The organism is Streptomyces flavidovirens DSM 40150, from assembly GCF_000429085.1.
Taxonomy (GTDB): Bacteria; Actinomycetota; Actinomycetes; order Streptomycetales; family Streptomycetaceae; genus Streptomyces; species Streptomyces flavidovirens.
Map to the genome: position 1 here is coordinate 46909 of NZ_AUBE01000024.1, position 19960 is coordinate 66868.

General features: G+C 70.0%; 22 protein-coding genes and 1 pseudogene. 2 read left to right on the plus strand and 21 right to left on the minus strand.

What is annotated here, in order from left to right:
* Positions 1-117 precede the first annotated feature (117 nt).
* The 3 genes from pyrH to rpsB form a co-directional block, all read right to left on the minus strand.
* Positions 118-873, minus strand: coding sequence for a UMP kinase (gene pyrH / locus G412_RS0125425; protein ID WP_028814546.1), 756 nt, complete (start codon positions 871-873; stop codon positions 118-120).
* 157 nt (positions 874-1030) lie between these two features.
* Complete coding sequence (gene tsf, locus G412_RS0125430; RefSeq protein WP_028814547.1) at positions 1031-1867, minus strand: translation elongation factor Ts; 837 nt, start codon at positions 1865-1867, stop codon at positions 1031-1033.
* A 101-nt stretch (positions 1868-1968) separates the two neighbouring features.
* Positions 1969-2895 carry a 30S ribosomal protein S2 gene (rpsB, locus tag G412_RS0125435; RefSeq protein WP_028814548.1) on the minus strand — a complete coding sequence of 309 codons (927 nt, stop codon included), beginning with the start codon at positions 2893-2895 and terminating at the stop codon, positions 1969-1971.
* A 279-nt stretch (positions 2896-3174) separates the two neighbouring features.
* Between rpsB and G412_RS40555 the strand changes: the two are divergent.
* Positions 3175-3705, plus strand: a pseudogene (locus G412_RS40555) (murein hydrolase activator EnvC family protein); the annotation flags it as partial.
* Between the two features lie 32 nt (positions 3706-3737).
* On the opposite strand, the gene G412_RS40560 reads toward G412_RS40555, so the two are convergent.
* The 17 genes from G412_RS40560 to G412_RS0125520 form a co-directional block, all read right to left on the minus strand.
* Entirely contained in the window at positions 3738-4301 is a 564-nt protein-coding gene (locus tag G412_RS40560; protein ID WP_028814549.1) for a TetR/AcrR family transcriptional regulator, read from the minus strand.
* Positions 4302-4395: 94 nt separating this feature from the next.
* On the minus strand, positions 4396-5232 hold the full coding sequence (gene whiG / locus G412_RS0125445; RefSeq protein ID WP_028814550.1) for an RNA polymerase sigma factor WhiG: 837 nt from the start codon (positions 5230-5232) through the stop codon (positions 4396-4398).
* Positions 5233-5473: 241 nt separating this feature from the next.
* Positions 5474-6634 (minus strand): DNA-processing protein DprA, encoded by a 1161-nt coding sequence (gene dprA, locus G412_RS0125450; RefSeq protein WP_028814551.1) that lies wholly within the window; start codon positions 6632-6634, stop codon positions 5474-5476.
* Positions 6635-6861: 227 nt separating this feature from the next.
* On the minus strand, positions 6862-8487 hold the full coding sequence (locus tag G412_RS0125455; protein WP_028814552.1) for a YifB family Mg chelatase-like AAA ATPase: 1626 nt from the start codon (positions 8485-8487) through the stop codon (positions 6862-6864).
* Positions 8487-8855 (minus strand): YraN family protein, encoded by a 369-nt coding sequence (locus tag G412_RS0125460; protein WP_028814553.1) that lies wholly within the window; start codon positions 8853-8855, stop codon positions 8487-8489. Before G412_RS0125460 ends, G412_RS0125455 begins: the two co-directional genes overlap by 1 nt.
* Before the next feature lie 83 nt (positions 8856-8938).
* Entirely contained in the window at positions 8939-9247 is a 309-nt protein-coding gene (locus G412_RS0125465) for a DUF2469 domain-containing protein (RefSeq protein WP_003993268.1), read from the minus strand.
* Positions 9248-9302: 55 nt separating this feature from the next.
* Positions 9303-9815 (minus strand): NUDIX hydrolase, encoded by a 513-nt coding sequence (locus G412_RS0125470; RefSeq protein WP_037649885.1) that lies wholly within the window; start codon positions 9813-9815, stop codon positions 9303-9305.
* Positions 9816-9846: 31 nt separating this feature from the next.
* The gene (gene lepB / locus G412_RS0125475) at positions 9847-10578 is read right to left on the minus strand and encodes a signal peptidase I (protein ID WP_028814555.1); all 732 of its coding nucleotides are present in this window, start codon (positions 10576-10578) and stop codon (positions 9847-9849) included.
* A gap of 50 nt (positions 10579-10628) precedes the next feature.
* Positions 10629-11345 (minus strand): signal peptidase I, encoded by a 717-nt coding sequence (gene lepB / locus G412_RS0125480; RefSeq protein ID WP_425274511.1) that lies wholly within the window; start codon positions 11343-11345, stop codon positions 10629-10631.
* Positions 11346-11466: 121 nt separating this feature from the next.
* A complete protein-coding gene (lepB, locus tag G412_RS0125485; RefSeq protein WP_028814557.1) occupies positions 11467-12516 on the minus strand; it encodes a signal peptidase I in 1050 nt (349 codons plus the stop codon).
* Positions 12509-13303: a signal peptidase I gene (gene lepB, locus G412_RS35945; protein WP_078607364.1), complete on the minus strand. Its 795-nt coding sequence runs from the start codon at positions 13301-13303 to the stop codon at positions 12509-12511. The genes lepB (G412_RS0125485) and lepB (G412_RS35945) overlap by 8 nt, the downstream gene beginning before the upstream one ends.
* A gap of 45 nt (positions 13304-13348) precedes the next feature.
* Positions 13349-13699 (minus strand): 50S ribosomal protein L19, encoded by a 351-nt coding sequence (rplS, locus tag G412_RS0125495; RefSeq protein WP_028814558.1) that lies wholly within the window; start codon positions 13697-13699, stop codon positions 13349-13351.
* A gap of 131 nt (positions 13700-13830) precedes the next feature.
* Positions 13831-14652, minus strand: coding sequence for a tRNA (guanosine(37)-N1)-methyltransferase TrmD (gene trmD / locus G412_RS0125500; RefSeq protein ID WP_028814559.1), 822 nt, complete (start codon positions 14650-14652; stop codon positions 13831-13833).
* Positions 14652-15215 carry a ribosome maturation factor RimM gene (rimM, locus tag G412_RS0125505; RefSeq protein WP_028814560.1) on the minus strand — a complete coding sequence of 188 codons (564 nt, stop codon included), beginning with the start codon at positions 15213-15215 and terminating at the stop codon, positions 14652-14654. Before rimM ends, trmD begins: the two co-directional genes overlap by 1 nt.
* A gap of 96 nt (positions 15216-15311) precedes the next feature.
* Positions 15312-15551: an RNA-binding protein gene (locus G412_RS0125510; RefSeq protein WP_005311361.1), complete on the minus strand. Its 240-nt coding sequence runs from the start codon at positions 15549-15551 to the stop codon at positions 15312-15314.
* A gap of 2 nt (positions 15552-15553) precedes the next feature.
* Positions 15554-16000 carry a 30S ribosomal protein S16 gene (gene rpsP / locus G412_RS0125515; protein WP_028814561.1) on the minus strand — a complete coding sequence of 149 codons (447 nt, stop codon included), beginning with the start codon at positions 15998-16000 and terminating at the stop codon, positions 15554-15556.
* A gap of 228 nt (positions 16001-16228) precedes the next feature.
* Positions 16229-16822, minus strand: coding sequence for a hypothetical protein (locus tag G412_RS0125520; protein WP_028814562.1), 594 nt, complete (start codon positions 16820-16822; stop codon positions 16229-16231).
* A 563-nt stretch (positions 16823-17385) separates the two neighbouring features.
* On the opposite strand from G412_RS0125520, the gene G412_RS0125525 reads away from it, so the two are divergent.
* Positions 17386-18273 carry a methyltransferase domain-containing protein gene (locus tag G412_RS0125525; RefSeq protein WP_028814563.1) on the plus strand — a complete coding sequence of 296 codons (888 nt, stop codon included), beginning with the start codon at positions 17386-17388 and terminating at the stop codon, positions 18271-18273.
* 83 nt (positions 18274-18356) lie between these two features.
* On the opposite strand, the gene ffh is transcribed toward G412_RS0125525, so the two are convergent.
* Complete coding sequence (ffh, locus tag G412_RS0125530; protein ID WP_028814564.1) at positions 18357-19907, minus strand: signal recognition particle protein; 1551 nt, start codon at positions 19905-19907, stop codon at positions 18357-18359.
* Positions 19908-19960 lie beyond the last annotated feature (53 nt).

Here is a 19960-nt window from a genome sequence, read left to right on the forward strand (position 1 = left end):
GTGTCTCGATCGGGCCCGGCATGAACTGCATGAACAGACCCTGTGAACCTGCGTCTGTGAGTGTGCGCGTCTTCTCTGCACGGTGTCCGACCGGCAGAGTGTTTGTCCATCCTCCGGTCAGGCCCGGGTGCCCCGGTCGCTCACGAGCGTGCCGATCTTCTCACCCTTGACCGCCCGCGCGATATTGCCCTCGGCGAGCAGCTCGAAGACGAGGATCGGAAGGTTGTTGTCCCGGCAGAGCGTAATCGCCGTCATGTCGGCGACCTTGAGGTCCCGGGTGATGACCTCGCCGTACTCCAGCGCGTCGTACTTGACGGCCGCGGGGTTGGAACGGGGGTCGGAGTCGTAGACACCGTCGACACCGTTCTTGCCCATCAGCAGAACCTCGGCGTCGATCTCCAGGGCACGCTGAGCGGCGGTGGTGTCGGTGGAGAAGTAGGGCATCCCCATGCCGGCGCCGAAGATGACGACCCGGCCCTTCTCCAGGTGGCGCACGGCGCGGAGCGGAATGTACGGCTCGGCGACCTGGCCCATGGTGATGGCGGTCTGCACGCGGCTGTCGATGCCTTCCTTCTCCAGGAAGTCCTGGAGGGCGAGGCAGTTCATGACCGTGCCGAGCATGCCCATGTAGTCGGACCGGGCCCGGTCCATGCCGCGCTGCTGGAGCTCGGCGCCACGGAAGAAGTTGCCGCCGCCGATGACGACCGCGATCTCCGCACCGTCACGCACGACGGCGGCGATCTCCCGCGCGATGGCGTGCACGACGTCAGGGTCCACACCCAGGCCGCCGCCGCCCGCGAACGCCTCGCCGGACAGCTTCAGCATGAAACGGCCGGTCACTTTGCCGTCGTCGCTCTTCTGGGTATTCGTCATGGAGATCTCCTAGTGCACATACGAAGAAGGCCATTGCCGGTGGGTGCTGAGTCCCGTGCGCGGCAATGGCCTCCTCGTAAGATCTGCGGTCGTCCGTTACGTGCGCGTCCGACTGCTGTAGACCCTAGCGGGGTCCACGCTCGATCGCTGAAACGGACTAGATGCCGACCTTGATGCGCGCGAAGCGCTTCAGGGTGACACCGGCCTCGTCCAGAACCTTCTGGACGGACTTCTTGTTGTCCAGGGCGTACGGCTGGCCGAGGAGGGTGGCCTCCTTGAAGAAGCCGTTGACGCGACCTTCGACGATCTTCGGGAGCGCGGCCTCGGGCTTACCCTCGGCGCGCGTGGTCTCCTCGGCGACGCGGCGCTCGGCCTCGACGACCTCGGCGGGGACGTCGTCGCGGTCCAGGTACTTCGGAGCGAACGCGGCGATGTGCTGGGCGATACCGCGGGCCAGCTCGGCGTCGGCCTTGTCCAGCTCGACCAGGACACCGATCTGCGGGGGCAGGTCGGGCATGGTGCGGTGCATGTACGCGCTGACGTAGGCGCCGGAGAACTGCGCGAAGCGGTCCAGGACGATCTTCTCGCCGAGGTTGGCGTTCGCCTCGTCGACGTACGCCTGGACGGTCTTGCCGGGCTCGATCTCGGACGCGAGGAGCGCCTGGATGTCGGCCGGGGACGTCGCGGCGACGTGGGCGGCGAGCGCGTTGGCGACGGCCTGGAACTTGTCACCCTTGGCGACGAAGTCCGTCTCGCACTTCAGCTCGACGAGGACACCGGAGGTGTTGTCGTCGGAGATGACGGAGACGACGGCACCGTTCTCGGCGGAACGGCCCTCGCGCTTGGCGACGCCCTTCTGGCCCTTGATGCGCAGGGCCTCGACGGCCTTGTCGACGCTGCCCTCGGCCTCGTCGAGCGCCTTCTTGCAGTCCATCATGCCGGCGCCGGTGAGCTCGCGGAGCTTCTTGACGTCCGCGGCGGTGTAGTTCGCCATGATCTGTGAATCTCTCTCGAAGTCGAAGCGAAGATCTACGGGTGGCGGCGGGGGCGGGCGCTCGTCGCGCCCTCCCCCGCCGTCGTCAGCCGTGACGAGTGTCAGGCCTGCTCGGCCTCGGCGGCGGCCTCGGCCGGGGCAGCCTCGGCCGGAGCGGCCTCGTCAGCCTTCTCGGCGTCGGCGACCTTCTCGGTCTCGGCGGAGGTCTGCACCTCGGCGTCGGCGGCCGGAGCGGCCTCGTCAGCCTTCTTGTCGCCCTCGAGCAGGTCGCGCTCCCACTCGGCGAGCGGCTCGCCGGCGGCCTTGTCGCCCGGCTTCTGGTCGCCGGTCGCGGCGCCGGAGCGGGCGATGAGGCCCTCGGCGACGGCGTCGGCGATCACGCGGGTGAGCAGGGTGACGGAGCGGATCGCGTCGTCGTTGCCCGGGATCTTGTAGTCGACCTCGTCGGGGTCACAGTTGGTGTCGAGGATCGCGACGACCGGGATGTGGAGCTTGCGCGCCTCACCGACGGCGATGTGCTCCTTCTTGGTGTCCACGATCCAGACGGCGCTGGGCACCTTGGACATCTCGCGGATACCGCCAAGGGTCTTCTCCAGCTTGGTCTTCTCGCGGGAGAGGACCAGGAGCTCCTTCTTGGTGAGGCCCGACGCGGCCACATCCTCGAAGTCGATCTGCTCAAGCTCCTTCAGACGCTGAAGGCGCTTGTAGACGGTGGAGAAGTTGGTCAGCATGCCACCGAGCCAGCGCTGGTTGACGTAGGGCATGCCCACGCGCGTCGCCTGCTCGGCGATCGCTTCCTGCGCCTGCTTCTTGGTGCCGACGAACATGATCGAGCCGCCGTGGGCGACGGTCTCCTTGACGAACTCGTAGGCGCGGTCGATGTACGACAGCGACTGGAGCAGGTCGATGATGTAGATGCCGTTGCGCTCCGTGAAGATGAAGCGCTTCATCTTCGGGTTCCAACGACGGGTCTGGTGACCGAAGTGGACGCCGCTTTCCAGCAGCTCCCGCATCGTGACGACGGCCATGGCCGTACTCCTTGAGTTACTCGGTTTGCCGCGTCCGCAGGATTGCGGTCGCGCCTGACGCCCCATGCGCCGTGCCACGAGGGACCGAGCGGCGCGGCCACCGACCGCAGAGAGGGTGTGGTGGCGGGGCGTGCGAAGTCGACCCGGTGACCCGGATCGCCACAAGAAGTGTACGGGACCTACGCGGTGCCGGGTGACGGCGATGTCCACAACCGTCCCGCGATCCACAGATCGGCGTCATGATCCCCAGGAATCGTCCCGGCACGCGACGGTTGGTGGATGCGACGAATGACTGTGCTGGTACTGGCCCTGATCACCGCGATGTTCATCCCTTCCCCGGACGCCATCGCCGGTGCGATCCCGGAGGCGGCGGTGTGGCCGGTGGGCGAGCGTCCCCTGGTCGTACGGTCCTGGGAGCCGCCGCCCTCCCCGTACGCGGCCGGGCACCGCGGCGTGGACCTGGCCGCCGGGCCGGGTGAGCCGGTGCGGGCGGTGGCCTCGGGGCGGGTCTCCTTCGCGGGCCCGGTCGCGGGGCGCGGGGTCCTGTCCGTCACCCTGCCGGGCACGGGGGAACCGCCGCTGCGGACGACGTACGAACCGGTGCGCGCGCTGGTCGCGAAGGGCGACGAGGTGAGAGCCGGCCAAGTGGTGGGCGTACTCCAAAGCGGCCCGTTCCACTGCCCGTCCGCCTGCCTGCACTGGGGCCTGCGCCGAGGCGAGACCTACCTGAACCCACTGACGCTGCTCCCCGACCACCTGCTCCGCCGGGGCCCGCCCCGCCTGCTGCCGGTCTTCGGCGTACCGGAGGCCGCGGGCGCGGGCCCGCCGCAGGCGGCGACGCGTCAGGCCTTGCCCTGGACCCCGTGCAGCGCCATGGCGACCGCCGTATCCGCGATCACGTCCGGATCCTCCGCCGCACCGAGCTCGATACGCCGCACCGCGGCGTCGACAACTCCCTGGAGCATCATCGCGGCCAGCCGCGGCTGCTCGTGGCCCAGTGCTTTGAGCGCGTCGACGATCATCGTGACCAGACCGCCGTGCGCGGCGCGGATCTTCTCGCGGGCCCCGGCGTCCAGCTCGCTCGCGGAGATCGCGACCACGGCGCGGTGACGCCGGTCGCCGACCAGGACGAGCTGCGCGCGTACGTACGCCTCGACCTTGCCCGTCGGGGTGTCGGCCCGCTCCATGGCGTTCTCGACGTCGGCCGCCCAGACCGGGAAGTCGACGGCGCACAGCTCTTCGACGACGGAGGCGCGGGAACGGAAGTACTCGTACACGGACGACCGGGCGAGGCCGGTGCGCTCAGCGAGGGCGGGGAAGGTCAGCGCTTCCGTACCGCCTTCGGACAGCAGGGAGCGGGCGGCGTCCAGCAGGGCGCCGCGCTGCATCGTCCGGTGCTCGGCCACCGAGGCCGCTCGAATCCTTGGCACGGTCCCACTCTACGGATGAGCCGCCGCCATGACGACGTAACGGGAGCGGCAGGGACGATTCAGCTCCGCGTCAACGTCCCGCGTCGGCCAGCTTCGCCCTGAGCTGGAGCACCGATTTGGTGTGGATCTGACTGACCCGGCTCTCGGTCACTCCCAGCACATTGCCGATCTCGGCGAGGGTGAGACCTTCGTAGTAGTACAGCGTGACCACGGTCTTCTCGCGTTCGGGCAGCGTGTTGATGGCGCGGGCGAGCAGCCGGCGCAGCTCCCGGTCCTCGGCCACCTCGACCGGGTCGTCGGCGTGGGTGTCCTCCAGCGTGTCCATCAGACTCAGCCGGTCGCCGCCCTCTCCTCCGGCGTGCAGCAGCTCTTCGAGGGCGACGACGTTGGCCAGCGACAACTGGCTGAAAACCGCGTGCAGTTCCTCCAGCAGGATGCCCATCTCCGCCGCGACTTCGCTCTCGGAGGGCGTACGGCGCAACTGCGCCTCCAGCGTCGCGTACGCACGCTCGACCGCCTTGGCCTTCTGCCGCACCGATCGCGGGATCCAGTCGAGGGCCCGCAGCTCGTCGATCATGGCGCCGCGGATGCGGGTGATCGCGTATGTCTCAAACTTGATGGACCGCTCGATGTCGAACTTCTCAATGGCGTCGATGAGCCCGAAGACTCCTGAGGAGACGAAGTCGGCCTGCTCGACGTTGGGCGGCAGCCCGACGCTCACCCGTCCCGCGACGTACTTCACCAGCGGCGAGTAGTGCAGGATCAGCTGCTCCCGCAGCCGCTCGTCGCCCGTGGTCTTGTACGACCGCCACAACTCGTCGAGCGACGAGGGTGCGGCGGGCCGCACGCTGCCACGCGCCGCGTGTGGCACTGCCGCGCGGTCAGACCCGGAGGTGTGCTGGGGCATGCGTTGCCTTGAGCCGTTCTGCTGTGACGTCGGGGGAATCTTGCGCCTGTATGGGGATCCTCGTGAGCGTAGCGTGACTGCGCCGTCGCAGTCCGCGCAGGATATGGGATGGCCCCCTTCAAGATGAATGCCGGGAGACACACACCGCTCCGGGGCCGTCACCGTGTACGGCGGCCCCGGAGAGCGGTCCGGGCGAGCTGAGAAGGTCATCACCAGTACCTTTTCACCCGAATGCCGCTGGTCAAGTACCGCCTCGCCGCCCATTCGCGTGGCGCACGGCGCCAGGTGTCAACTGCCAGCCGTCACCCAGCCGTTCAACGAACCCCAACGAGTGCAGTTCGTACAGCTTGCCGAGTGCGTCGTCGGGGGTGGTCCCCGCGCTCCGGGCGACGCCGCGCGCGTCGACGGAGCCGCGGGCGGGCAGCGACTCCAGTACGAGGGCCGCGACCGGATCCAGCAGGTCCCTGGGCAGTACGGGCCCCCGGCGCGCCGGGGCGAGGTCGCCGATGTCCCCGACCAGCTCCACCACCTCCGCGGCGTCAGTGACCAGCACGCCCTCGCCCCGCAGCAGTTCGTGCACGCCCGCCGAGAGTCCGCTGGTGGCGGGGCCGGGCACGCCCATCGTGAAACGCCCGAGCCGCTGCGCGCCGTGCGCCGTGACCAGTGAGCCGCTGCGGTACTCCGCTTCCACCACGACCGTGCCCCGGGTGAGGGCGGCGATCACCCGGTTCCGGAGGATGAACCGGCTCCGCGTGGGATGACCGCCGGGCGGCAACTCCCCGATCACCAGTCCTTGTTCCGCGATGCGCCCGATCAGCTCCGCGTGCCCCCGCGGATAGACGACGTCGACCCCGCAGGCCAGCACCGCGACGGTGGCGCCGCCCGCCGCGAGCGCTCCCCGGTGCGCGGCGCCGTCGACGCCGAACGCGGCCCCGGACACCACGACCCAGCCGCGCTCCGCGAGCCCGGCGCCCAGCGACGCCGCCATGTGCGCTCCGTACGACGTGCAGGCCCGGGCCCCGACGACGGCGACGGACCGCAACGCCCACATCCGCAGATGCGGCAGGCCCCGCACCCACAGCCCGACCGGCCGGCCGTCCCCCAGGTCGTCGAGCTGCCCGGGCCACTCCTCGTCGCCGGGGCAGACGAAGCGGCCGCCGACCGCGGCCACCGCCGCCAAATCCTGCGCGGGGTCGGCCGCCGCGGCCCGTATCCGGTAGCCGCCGAGCCGCTTCCCCGTCACGCCGGTCAGTACCTCGGCCGCTTCGTCGAAGTCGGCCGAGGTGAGCCTGCGCATCAGCTCCACGGCTCCGCACTCCCGAAGCCACCGCCCGCCGGCCTCGTCCCCGGGCTCGATGACCCGGGTCAGCGCCGCCCGCGCCAGCCGCTCCAGCTCATCCACTCCCCGGCCCGCTCCCGCCCCCACACCACCGGCTTGCCCCTCGACGGTCCCCTCCCCCGTTGCCTCAGCCGCATCCGCGTTCAGCCCGCGCCTCCCATCGGCGCAGGAACGCCCCTGCCCCTGTCCCTGTCCCTGTCCCTGACCAACGCCGTCGACGCTGCCCTCGCACGCCGCCTCAACCATTCCCTCGCCCGGTCCGTCGGCCGTCGCCTCCCCCGCGCCTCCGTTCACCCCGCGCCTCCCATCAGCGCCGGGGCGCCCCGCGCGATCCCCGTACGCAGCTCAAGTGCCAGGTCGACATGGCGTTCGTCGGGGCGGTCGCAGCCGGCCAGGTCGGCGACCGTCCAGGCGACGCGCAGTACTCGGTCGAGGCCACGGGCCGTCAGCAGCCCCCGTTCCATGTCCCGCTCGGCCGCGCCGAGAGCCCCTGGCGCCGGCTGCCATCGCGTACGCAGCTCATGTCCTGGCACGTCACTGTTCGTGTTCCACGCAGTGCCCTCCAGCCGCGCCGCCGCCCGCGCCCGCGCCTCCCGAACGCGCTCGGCGACCACGGCCGTCGGCTCACCGCGCCCGCCCTGGCCCAGCAGATCGGCCCGCTGCACCGGCTCCACCCCGACCCGCAGGTCGACCCGGTCGAGCAGCGGCCCCGACAGCCGCGCCTGGTACTTGCGGATCGCCGACGGCGGACACTCGCACCCCGAACCGTGCAGCGTGTGACGTCCGCAGGGACACGGATTCGCCGCCAGGACCAGCAGGAACCGGGCGGGCAGCCGCACCACACCGGCGCTCCGCGCCACCACCACGTGCCCCGACTCCAGCGGCTGCCGCAAGGAGTCCAGGGCGCGCCCGCTGAACTCGGGTGCCTCGTCCAGAAAGAGGATGCCCCGGTGCGCGAGCGAGACGGCCCCGGGCCTCGGCAGTCCGTTGCCCCCGCCCACGAGCGACTGCATCGTCGCCGAATGGTGCGGGGCGCAGTACGGCGGTGTCCTGACCAGCGGCTCGCCCGGCGGCAGGATGCCCGCCACCGAGTGCACGGCGGTCACCTCCAGCGACTCCTGCCGGGTCAGCGGCGGCAGGATCGCCGGCATCCGCTCCGCCAGCATCGTCTTGCCCGCACCCGGCGGTCCGTGGAGCAGCAGATGGTGCCCGCCCGCAGCCGCGACCTCCAGGGCCGTACGCGCCGCGTGCTGGCCCGCCACATCCGCCAGATCCGGGCCGTCGCCCCCGCCCCCTCGGTCACCGGCCGCCAGCCCGGTGCCCACCCCGGCGCCCGGCACCATCAGCCCCGCGAGCATGGCGTCGGGCCGCCCGGCCTCGGCCAAGTCCTCCTGCGGCACCTCGGCTCCGGTGAGCACGGCGATGAGCTGGCGCAGGCTCCGCACGCCGAGGACCGAGACGCCCGGCACCAGCCCGGCCTCCGCCGCCGTCTGTTGCGGTACGACGACCTGCCGGTACCCGGCTTCGGCGGCGGCGAGGACGGCCGGCAGGACACCGCGCACCGGGCGGACCCTCCCGTCGAGCCCCAGCTCCCCGATCATCACCAGATCGGCGATCTCCCTGGGGTCGATGCGCTCGGCCGCCCCCAGCACGGCCACGGCGACGGCGAGGTCGAAACCGCTGCCGCTCTTGGGCACGAAGGCCGGGCTCAGCCCCACCGTCAGCTTCTTCTGCGGCCAGTCGGCCCCGGAGTTGACGACGGCCGCCCGCACCCGGTCCCGGCTCTCGATCAGGCTCTTGTCCGGCAGCCCCACCAGCGTGAAGGCGGCCACGCCCGGCTCCAGGTCCGCCTGGACCTCCACCACCACACCCTCGACCCCGGCCAGGGCCACCGAGCACGTGCGTGCGAAGCCCATCACGCCACCCCCCGCGCGTGCTCGACGAGGGGCGCTCCGCGCCGGGGCAGCACCACCCCGACAAGGTCGATACGCACCCCGCCCGGCGGGGGTCCTCCGTGCTCGTGCGTCCAGCGCTCGGCGAGGCGGCGCAGCCGCTCTGCCTTCGTGGACCTGAGGGCCTGCATCGGGTGCTCGAACGGTCCTGCTCTGCGGGTCTTGACCTCGCAGGTGACCAGCGCGTCGCCGTCTCTGGCGACGATGTCGATCTCTCCCGCGCGGCAGCGCCAGTTGCGCTCCAGGACGGTCATGCCGTCCTCGACGAGCCTGCGCGCCGCGAGGTCCTCGCCGTACCGGCCGAGAGCTCCTGTGGCATTCTTCGCGTTCATCCGGTTCCACCTCCGGAACCGAATGTGCCGCGATCACCACCATCTAGTGGATCTTGGTGGACAACTCGTCAGTTGTGGAAAAGTCAGCCACTCGGAAGCTCGAGATCACTCTTGTTGAGCTCCTCGATATTCACGTCCTTGAACGTGAGTACCCGCACCTGCTTGACGAACCGCGCCGGCCTGTACATGTCCCAGACCCAGGCGTCCGCCATGGAAACTTCGAAAAAGACCTCACCCTGGACCGAGTGCACCTGCATCTCGTAGTCGTTCGTGAGGTAGAAACGCCGCTCGGTCTCGATCACGTATTTGAACAGACCGACGACATCGCGGTACTCCCGGTAGAGCTTCAGCTCCATCTCGGTCTCGTACTTCTCGAGGTCCTCGGCGCTCATGGCATGTTCCCCTTCAGCCTTGCGTCCCCCTATTGTGCGCCAGCCCCGTGCGCCCCTATGCGACTTCCGGGGCCAAGACCGTCGGCGTACCAGGAGGACCCTCGTCGAGCAGCGTACGCAGCAGCCCGGCGAGCTTGATGGGATACACCGTCTCACGCGTCGCGGACAGTTCGGCGGAGGTCCACCACCTCAGGCCGGCGACGCTCCGCTGCTCGAGTACGGTCAGCCCGTCCAGCACGGTCTCGGTCCGCGTCGTACGGGCCAGGTAGAACCATTCGTCCTGGTCCCAGCGCCGCCCGTCGAACATGAACGAGCAGTGCCGCTGCCAGATCACCGGGCCGAGTGCGACCTCTGTGATCCCCGTCTCCTCAGCGAGCTCACGCAGCGCGGCCTCGGCCCTCGTCTCGTCGCCCTCCAGCCCGCCACCAGGGGTGAACCACCAGGTCAGCGCCGGGTCCTCGGGCTCGTACCCGTGCAGCAGCAGGACGCGGTCGTCCGGGTCGAGCAGGATCACCCGCGCGACCTTCCGGAGCCGGCCCCGCGCCTCGGTCTGCGCCCGCGTCTCCACCCTCGCCTCACCGCTTGTCTCACCGCCCGCCTCACCGTCCACCGGTACCCGCCTTCCGCCGCCCGACCCGCTTCGCGACAGGTCCGTACGCCGCCCCGCCGAAGATCAGGACCACACCGGCCCCCACCGCGGCCAGCACGGGAACGATCGGTCCGGGCTCGGAAACGCCGCCCGGCAGCGCCTCGAAACTGTCCGGCCGGTCGAGGGTCCCGCCCCACGGCCAGGCGACCGCGTCGACGCGCGCGTCCACCTTGCCCACCGGGACCGTTCCCTTCGCGGCGTCCTCGATGTGCCCGCGTGAGTCCACCGACGTACGCCGCTCGTCACCCAGCAGGAAGAGATGCCCGTCGGGCACCTCGGAGGTGAAAGGAGTGGTCGACGCCGGCTCCCCGCCCGCCAGATAGGGCTCGTCCAGGGGCTTGCCGTTCAGGGTCAGCCGGCCGTCCTCGCCGCAGCAGGCGACCTTGTCGCCGCCGACTGCGACCACGCGCTTGACCATCGGCAGATCGCCCCACACGGAGTCCGTGAAGATCACTACGTCTCCGCGCCGCACCTCGCCGCCGTCTATTCGCTGCGCGAGGACCCGTTCCCCCGCCTTGATCGAGGGGGTCATCGAATCGGTCGGCACCGTGTACGGCTTGTACTGCACCGCTCCCCAGGCGAAGCCGCCGAGGAAGAGCACACAGCCGACGGCCACGGCCAGCCCGGACAACGCGTTGCCGAGCCGGCCGTGGCCGCCTTCTGTACGTCCTGTTCCGCTCATCGCAGCGCTCCCCACCTCGGGAATCGAAAATCGCTGATCCGAGCGGCACCCTACCCGGCGGTACGCCCGCCGGTCAGCCTCCGCCTGCGCCACAGCACCAGCGGCACCGCCCCCGCGAGCCCCAGCGCACCGGGCGCAGCCGACATCGCGACGCCCGCGGCACTGAGCCCCTGCTGGTCGAAGGTGCCGGGGACCGACAGCATGGACCAGCGGTTGACGGGCCACGCCACCACGATGGCGCGCCCGACGACCTCGTCGTTCGCGACCGTGCCGTTGCCCGGCAGCTCCTGGTGGTAACGCGAGTCCAGCGAGTTCTGGCGGTGGTCGCCCATCACCCAGATCCGGCCCTCCGGCACCTTGAGCGGCCCGAAAGGCTCGTCGTTGCACGGGGTGTCACCGGGGAAGATGTACGACTTCTCGTCGAGCGACTTCCCGTTGACCTTGACCGGCCCGTTCTTCTTGCACTCGACCGAGTCCCCGCCGACCGCGATGACCCGCTTGATCAGGTCTTTCTCCTCAGCGGACGGCATCAGGCCGATGAAGCTGAGGAACTTCTGTACGACGTTCGGTTCCGGCGCCGCGGTGTTCTCCAGCCAGCCGCCCGGGTCGTGGAACACCACGACCTCGCCGCGCTCCGGCTCGGAGCCGAACCACGGTGTCAGCTTGTCGACCAGCACCCGGTCGCCCCGCTGCAGGGTGTTCTGCATCGAGTCCGAGGGGATCGAGAACGCCTGCACCAGGAAGGTCTTGATCAGCAGCGCGAGCATGAGCGCGATGATGATCAGCAGCGGCAGCTCCTTCCAGAACGAGCGCGGCTTCTTCGGCCCCACACTGTCCCCACTGCTGCTGTCGCTGTTGTCGCTGCTGGTCGGGTCTTCGCCCCGTACGTCATCGCTCACGGTTGCGGGTGACTCCGGTCGTTCCTCGGGCTCGTCGCGTTCGGATCGTGCGCCGACCGCCAAATCCCCCACATCCACTCCTCACTCCGTTCCACCGCCCGCGCCATACCTGACGCAGGCCCACCACTCCCATAACGAGCGGGAGTTCCGCAGGGGTCGGGAGCAGGATCACCGCGTTCGGATCCTGGGACGACACCCTATTCGACGGCCCGGCCGCCGAGGTCGCCCCGGCGCGCGGGTCAGGGACGCCCGCGTACGTCTCGGGCTCCTCCAGCTTCCGCCAGTGGCTGAAGGGCCACGCGATGAGGACGGCCTGCCCGACGACCTCCTCCTCCCCGACCGTTCCCTCGAACTTCTCGTCCAGGTGGAAGCGGGAATCGGCGGAATCCGACCGGTGGTCCCCCATCACGAACAACCGCCCGGCGGGCACCTTCACATCGAACTCCAGCTCGGAGGGCCGGTCGCCCGGATTCAGATACGGCTCCGCGAGCGGTACGCCGTTGACGGTGACACGTCCGTCCTTGTCGCAGCACTTGACGGTGTCCCCGCCCACCGCGACCACCCGCTTGATCAGGTCCTGTTCGTCCTCGGACGGCAGCAGTCCGATGAAGGTCAGGGCTCCCTTGATCTGCTTGACGCCCACCGGGTCGTCCTCGATCTCGGTCTTCTCCTCCTGCAGCCAGCCGCCCGGGTCCTTGAAGACCACGACGTCGCCGCGCTCCGGCTTCGAGCCGAACCACGGCGTGAGCTTGTCGACCAGCACCCGGTCGCCGATCCGGATCGTCTGCTCCATCGAGCCCGACGGGATCACGAAGGCCTGCACCAGGAAAGTCTTGAGTACGAGCGCGATGAGCAGCGCCACCGTTATCAGGATCGGTATCTCCTTGACGACCGATCTCTGCCGCCGGCGCTTCACCCGCTTCGCCAGCTTCCGCCGGTCCGCCCTGCCCGGCAGCGCGGGCCCGCTCGTCGGCCGCGTACCCGTGGGCAGCCGGGTGTCCGCACGGTGGCTCGCCCGTGCCCGCCCGCGGTTACCCATGGGACCCGGCCGGCCCCGGCGCCGTGACGCGCGTACTGTGCTGCGCCGGGGGCCCGCCCCCGGATCCGTGGCCGCCGGACTCGTTCAGCGAGGACCAGCGGCCCACCGGCCAGCCGATCCAGTCCGCCCGCCCCACGACCTTCTCGACGGGCACCATGCCCCCGCCCGGCTCACCCAGATGGTCGCGGGAGTCGCGCGAGCGCGATCTGTGGTCACCCATGACCCACAGCGTGCTCTGCGGTACGACGATGTCGAACGGGACCCGCGACGGGGCGTCGCCCGGGTACAGGTACTTCTCGTCCACCGGCCGGCCGTTCACCTCGACCCTCCCCCGCTTGTCGCAGCACACGACCCGGTCGCCCCCCACGCCCACCACGCGCTTGATGTAGTCGGTCTCGGCGGGCTCGGCCAGTCCCACAGCCGCGGCCGCCCACCGCAGCAGCCCGGTGACCGGGTTCCCGGCGGGCTCCTCGCGTACGAAGGACCCGGTGCCGTCGAAGACGACCACATCACCGCGCTGCGGTACGGACCCGAAACGGTACGCCAACTTGTTGACGAGCACCCGGTCCCCGATCTCCAGGGTGGGCTGCATCGAGCCGCTGGGGATGAGGAAGGGCTGCATGACGAAGGTGCTGAACAGCAGCAGAAAAGCCGCGCACGCGGCGCCGAGCAGAGCCGGCCGGCGCCACGGAGCTTCGAGAAAACGCGCGGAGCGCGACCCCTCCTCGTCCCCTGATCGCGGGGTCGGGGAGCGGTCGCGCTCCGTGTCGTGTGCTTCGGTGTCCATCGGGACGTGAGCCTATCCGGCCGGTCCCGGGCGCCGAATGCGCGATCAGCGGTCGCGCTTCTCCTTGATCTTCGCGGCCTTGCCGCGCAGCTCACGGAGGAAGTACAGCTTCGCGCGGCGGACGTCACCGCGGGAGATGAGCTCGATCTTCTCGAAGATCGGGCTGTGCACCGGGAAGGTACGCTCGACGCCGACGGAGAAGGAGACCTTGCGGACCGTGAAGGTCTCGCGGACGCCCGAACCCTGGCGGCGGATGACTACGCCCTTGAACTGCTGCACACGCGTGCGGTTGCCCTCGATGACGCGAACGTGGACGTTCACGGTGTCACCGGGACGGAACGCGGGAAGGTCGGTACGCAGCGATGCGGAGTCGACGGAGTCGAGAAGGCTGGACATGTGAGTCTGCTTCCTCGCCGATGCCACAGGTCATCGACGGAATTCGATAAGAGAGTTTCTGGGCGCTGTCCGCGTCGGGCGGGCGTCGTTCCCCCTGCGGCAGGGGCGCACGCCGGACGTACAGCAGCGGCCTATTCTTCCACGGCCTCGGGGTTACGCCCAAATCGGCCGTCGGGGCCGGGCCGCCAGCCGAGGATGCTCAGCATCTCACGGTCCTTCTTGTCGAAGGCCTTGGGGTCGCAGCGTTCGATGAGGTCCGGCCGGTTGGCGGCCGTACGCCGCAGCGCCTCGTCCCGCCGCCACCGGGCGATCTTCCCGTGGTGGCCGCTGAGGAGCACCTCCGGGATGCCCCGGTGCCGCCACTCGGGCGGCTTGGTGTAGACGGGGCCTTCGAGCAGGTTGGCCATCGCGCCGGGCGCGAAGGAGTCGTCGCGGTGCGATTCGGCGTTGCCGAGCACTCCGGGCAACAGCCGGGCCACCGCCTCGGTGATCACCAGTACGGCAGCCTCGCCGCCCGCGAGGACGTAGTCCCCGATGGACACCTCGTACACCGGCATGCGGGTGGCGTACTCGTCGATGACGCGGCGGTCGATGCCCTCGTAGCGCGCGGGCGTGAAGACCAGCCAGGGCCGCTCGGACAGCTCGACGGCGAGTTCCTGGGTGAAGGGGCGGCCGCTGGGTGTGGGCACGACCAGCACCGGGCCGTGCGCCCCGCTCTCGTAACCGTCCGCCAGAGCCTCGTCGAGGGCCTCGCCCCAGGGCTCGGTCTTCATGACCATGCCGGGGCCGCCGCCGTAAGGAGTGTCGTCGACCGTGTTGTGGCGGTCGTACGTCCAGTCCCTGAGGTCATGCACGTGTACGCCGAGCTGCCCGCGCGCCCTGGCCTTGCCGACGAGCGAGACGTTCAGCGGCTCCAGGTACTCGGGGAAGATCGTGACGACGTCGAGTCGCATCAGTCTTCGCCCTGAGTGGGTGCTTCGTCCCGGCTGGACGCGACCACGGCCTGGCTGTCGTCGATCAGACCGGGCGGCGGGGTGATGACCGCGCGCTGCTCCTCCAGGTCGATCTCGGTGACGATCTCCTCGACGAAGGGGATCATCACCTCGCTGCCGTCGGGGCGCTTCACGATGAACAGGTCCTGCGAGGGCAGGTGGGTGATCTCGGTGATCCGGCCGATTTCGGTGCCGTCGGCGAGGACGACGTCAAGGTCCATGAGCTGGTGGTCGTAGAACTCCTCCGGGTCCTCCGGAGTCGCCGCCGGGTCGACCTCGGCGATGAGGAGGGTGTTGCGCAGCGCCTCGGCGGCCGTGCGGTCCTTGACGCCCGCGAAGCGCAGCAGCAGCCGGCCGCTGTGCACCCGGCCGGTCTCGACGGTCAGCGGCCCGACGGAGGCCGGGTCCGTGGCGAGTACGGCGCCGGGCCCGAGCCGCAGCTCCGGCTCGTCCGTACGCACCTCTACCGTGACCTCGCCCTTGATCCCGTGGGCGCGACCGATCCGCGCGACTACGAGCTGCACTTGATGTTTCTCCTGTCTTACGACTACGGGCCGGGAAGGGCTCGTGAGCCCTTCCCGGCCCGAGCCGGCGTATCTAGGTAAAAACGGCCAACTTGTTCAGCGGACCTGGTCCACGTCGACGAGGTCGACACGGATACCACGGCCGCCGATGGCGCCCACGACCGTACGCAGAGCGCGAGCGGTGCGGCCGTTGCGGCCGATCACCTTGCCGAGGTCGTCCGGGTGAACCCGGACCTCCAGCACGCGTCCGCGGCGCAGGTTGCGCGAGGCGACCTGCACATCGTCGGGGTTGTCGACAATGCCCTTCACGAGGTGCTCAAGAGCCTCCTCGAGCATGCTCAGGCCTCGGTCGACTCAGCGGACTCAGCCGCAGGAGCCTCGTCAGCCTTCTTGTCGGCCTTCTTCGCCTTCGGGGTGATCGCCTCGCCCTTGGACTCGTCGCCACCCTCAAGGCCCTTGGCGAACGCGTCGAACGCGGCACGCTTGTCGGCCTTGGGCTCCGGCTGCAGCAGCGGCGCCGGGGCGGGAAGGCCCTTGTGCGCCTGCCAGTCACCGGTGAGCTTCAGGATGGCCATGACCGGCTCGGTCGGCTGGGCGCCGACGGACAGCCAGTACTGGGCACGCTCCGAGTTGACCTCGATGCGCGACGGGTTCTGCACCGGGTGGTACAGACCGATCTCCTCGATGGCCCGGCCGTCACGGCGGGTACGGGAGTCGGCGACGACGATGCGGTAGTGAGGCGAACGGATCTTGCCCAGACGCTTCAGCTTGATCTTGACTGCCACTGGAGTGGTGTCTCCTGGTCTATGACGTGGTTGGGCACAACGAAGATGCCACGTGGGGTTGCGGTACTCGGGTGCCCGATGGACGCGTCAGCCGGAGGCGAGAGGGTTCCTGTGCGGCTGTCGAGTACAGCTAGCCATTGTGCCACACACCTGTGGCACAGACATCACCCGCCCAGCACCCGGCCGGCCCGGCCGGCGCGGGCGTTGAGTGGCGTCAGCAAAAGGCGGTCAGCTCGCTGCGGCCACCACTTCCGGGATACGGAACGGTTTTCCGCAGCCACCGCACACGATCGGGGCCTGGGCCAGGACCGAAGGCACGACGCGGACGTTGCGCCCGCAGTCGCAGACGGCCTTGACCCGCACCCCGCCGCCGGACGAGCCGTGCCGGGCGGCGGGCCCGCGGAAGGAGCGCTTGGTGTCCGACGTGGTCGCGACCGTGTGCGCCTTGAGGGCGCGCTGGAGCCGCTCGATCGTCGGCCGGTAGCGCCGCCTCGCCTCGGGGTTGAGCGAGACCAGCGAGAATCCGCTGCTGGGGTGCGGCTCCTCGGGGTGGTCGAGGCCCATCTCCTCGGCGATCGCGAGGAATCTGCGGTTGTGGTAGCGGCCGGCGCGCGAGGTGTCACGAACGCCGCGGGCGGCGGCGATGCCGTGGACTGCCTCGTGCAGCAGTCGTTCGAAGGAGAGCTCGGCGCCACAGGCGGACGAGGACTCTCCGATCAGGGATTCGGGCGCGGCTAGGTCTGGCAGCTCGGGGTGGTACCGCTGAATGTCGGCCCACGCCTGCGCCAGCTCTGCGGCGAGAACAGGTGGTGTCGTGCTCACGTCGTGACAACGAGCCGGGGTGCCCCGGTGTTCCTATTCCGGGGCATCCCAAATAATTTGCACGTACCAGTCAGTTGCCATTGATGCGTCCTGACGAGGGCGGGTGCGCTGATCTGCGGAGGACCCGCCCAGCGGCCATCATCTAGGGGCGTACCCACGCGTACGCTCCGGCGCGTACGAAAAGACCGCACGCCGGGGCATCGGCGCCCTCCGGGGGCGCGAGTTGGCACCCGGGCGCCGACGGGCGCTCCCATGGGGCAAAGGCCCGGACGGCGACAGTACCTGGAGCACACCACCGGGCGGGCACCGCCCCGTCCGGCGATGACCAGACACGTACGGTCGCGTTTCCTCGCGTGGCGCGATCCGCCCGGCGACGGCACTCTGGAACCTGGATCCGCTCCGGCGCGGGGGCGCACGGCAGGGGCACGCAAGCATTGCCTTACGACCCCTGGACTTGATGCCGGATGCGGAGTTCCCTGGCTACGGGGAGTACAGGCGCACGCACACGGGGGAACGTCCATCAAGGACACGCAATGACCTCTCGGCGGATTGGGGCGCTTTCCATGACACCTACGCTCGTCCGGCACCACCGGCACGATCCGAACACAGCCTCAGCGCCGGCGACCGGCGCGGGCGCGCGCGCCCGCGACTGGGCCGAGATCCAGGAACGGATGCTGGTCCCGCTCTACGAAGCGGCGTACGAGCGGCTTGAGGTGGGCCCCGCCACCCGGCTGCTCGGCCTCGGCTGCGGCTCGGGACTCGCCCTGCTGATCGCCGCATCGCGAGGCGCGCAGGTGACAGGCGTCGAAGCCGATCCCGAGCGGGTCGCACTGGCCCGCGAGCGTCTGCTGGCGGACGCGTCGCCGCGGAGCGGGAGCAGCACCGAGGACACCCCGGACCAGCCCACGCGCCTGTACGAGGGCGCCTCGGCGAAGGTCTGCGACGGCTCCGCCCCGGCGTACAACCTCGTCACCGCCTTCGAACCGCTCGGTTGTGCGTCCGGCGATTCCGAGGGGCTCGCCGTGGCGCTCGAAAGCGCGATACCCCTCGCCGAGCGCGGCAGTGAAGTGGTGCTCGCGGGCTGGGGTCCGCCCGAGCGCTGCGCGACCTCCGCGGTGCTGCGGGTCGCTTCCCGGCTGACCGAGACGCTGCGCGCCACCGGCGGCCGGGGCTGGCGTCCCGCGCTGAGGGACGACCTGGAGGACGTGGCCTCGCGGGCCGGGCTGAAGCCGGACGGCTCGGGCCGGGTCGCGTGCCCCTTCGGTTACGCCGACATGGACAGCGCCGTACGCGGCCTGCTGTCGACCGGGCTCTTCGACGCGGCCGTACGGGCGACGGATCCGGCGCAGGTCGAGAAGGAGCTCACCGAGGCGCTCCACCCCCATGTGCGGGGGGACGGAACGGTCTGGATGTCTAACGTCTTCCGCTATCTGATCGCCCGTACGCCATGAGCGGCTGTGGGCGGCCCCCTCCGGCACGGAAGGGGCCGCCCACAGCGCGGTGTACGTACGGCAGGGCGTCAGCCCATGAGCTGCTAGCCCATGAACTTCTTGAACTCGTCGGGCAGTTCGAAGTCCTGCGCGCCCTGACCGGCCGGCAGGCCCAGCGCGCCGCCCGGCTGCGCGGCCTGCTCGCGGCGCTCGGCCGCGGCCTGCTCCTCCAGCTTGCGCTTCATCGGGTTGCCGCTCTTGCGCTTGCCCTTGGCCTGCTTCTGCTGCTTCTTCTGACGGCCGGGGCCGCCACCCATGCCCGGAATCCCCGGCATACCCGGCATTCCGCCGCCCTGAGCCATCTTCGACATCATCTTGCGCGCCTCGAAGAACCGCTCCACCAGGTTCTTCACGGCGCTGACCTCGACGCCCGAGCCCTTGGCGACGCGGGCACGGCGCGAGCCGTTGATGATCGTCGGATCCTGGCGCTCGGCGGGGGTCATCGACTTGATGATCGCGGCGGTACGGTCCACGTCGCGCTCGTCGATGTTGTTGATCTGCTCCTTGATCTGCCCCATGCCGGGCATCATCCCGAGCAGCTTGGAGATGGAGCCCATCTTGCGGACCTGCTCCATCTGGGCCAGGAAGTCGTCGAGCGTGAACTCCTTCGGCCCCTTCGCCAGCTTGGCCGCCATCGCTTCGGCCTCTTGCTGGCTGAAGGTCTGCTCGGCCTTCTCGATCAGCGACAGCATGTCGCCCATGCCGAGGATGCGGGACGCCATGCGGTCCGGGTGGAACGCGTCGAAGTCGTCCAGCTTCTCGCCGTTGGAGGCGAACATGATCTGCCGGCCGGTCACCTGGGCGATCGACAGCGCGGCGCCACCACGGGCGTCACCGTCGAGCTTGGACAGCACCACGCCGTCGAAGCCGACGCCGTCGCGGAAGGCCTCGGCGGTGTTGACCGCGTCCTGGCCGATCATCGCGTCGACGACGAAGAGGATCTCGTCGGGGCTGACGGCGTCGCGGATGTCCGCGGCCTGCCGCATCATCTCCTGGTCGATACCGAGGCGGCCCGCGGTGTCGACGATGACGATGTCGTGCAGCTTGTTCTTCGCGTACTCGATCGAGTCCTTGGCGACCTTGACCGGGTCGCCGGAGCCGTTGCCGGCCTCCGGCGCGAAGACCGCGACACCGGCGCGCTCGGCGACGACGCTGAGCTGGTTGACGGCGTTGGGGCGCTGGAGGTCACAGGCGACCAGGATCGGCGAGTGGCCCTGGCCCTTGAGCCACAGGCCGAGCTTTCCGGCGAGGGTCGTCTTACCGGCACCCTGGAGACCCGCGAGCATGATCACGGTGGGCGGGTTCTTGGCGAACCGCAGACGGCGGGTCTCGCCACCGAGGATGCCGACGAGCTCCTCGTTGACGATCTTGATGACCTGCTGCGCGGGATTCAGCGCCTGCGAGACCTCGGCCCCGGCGGCGCGGTCCTTGATCTTGGCGATGAACGCACGCACGACCGGCAGCGCGACGTCTGCTTCCAGCAGGGCGATACGGATTTCACGTGCCGTGGCGTCGATGTCAGCCGGGCTGAGACGGCCCCGACCGCGAAGGGTCTTGAACGTCGCACTCAGACGATCGGAAAGGGTATCGAACACTGTGGTCGCAGATCCTCGGGATTGGGGGCTGAGTCAGTCGCCCCCCAGGGTAT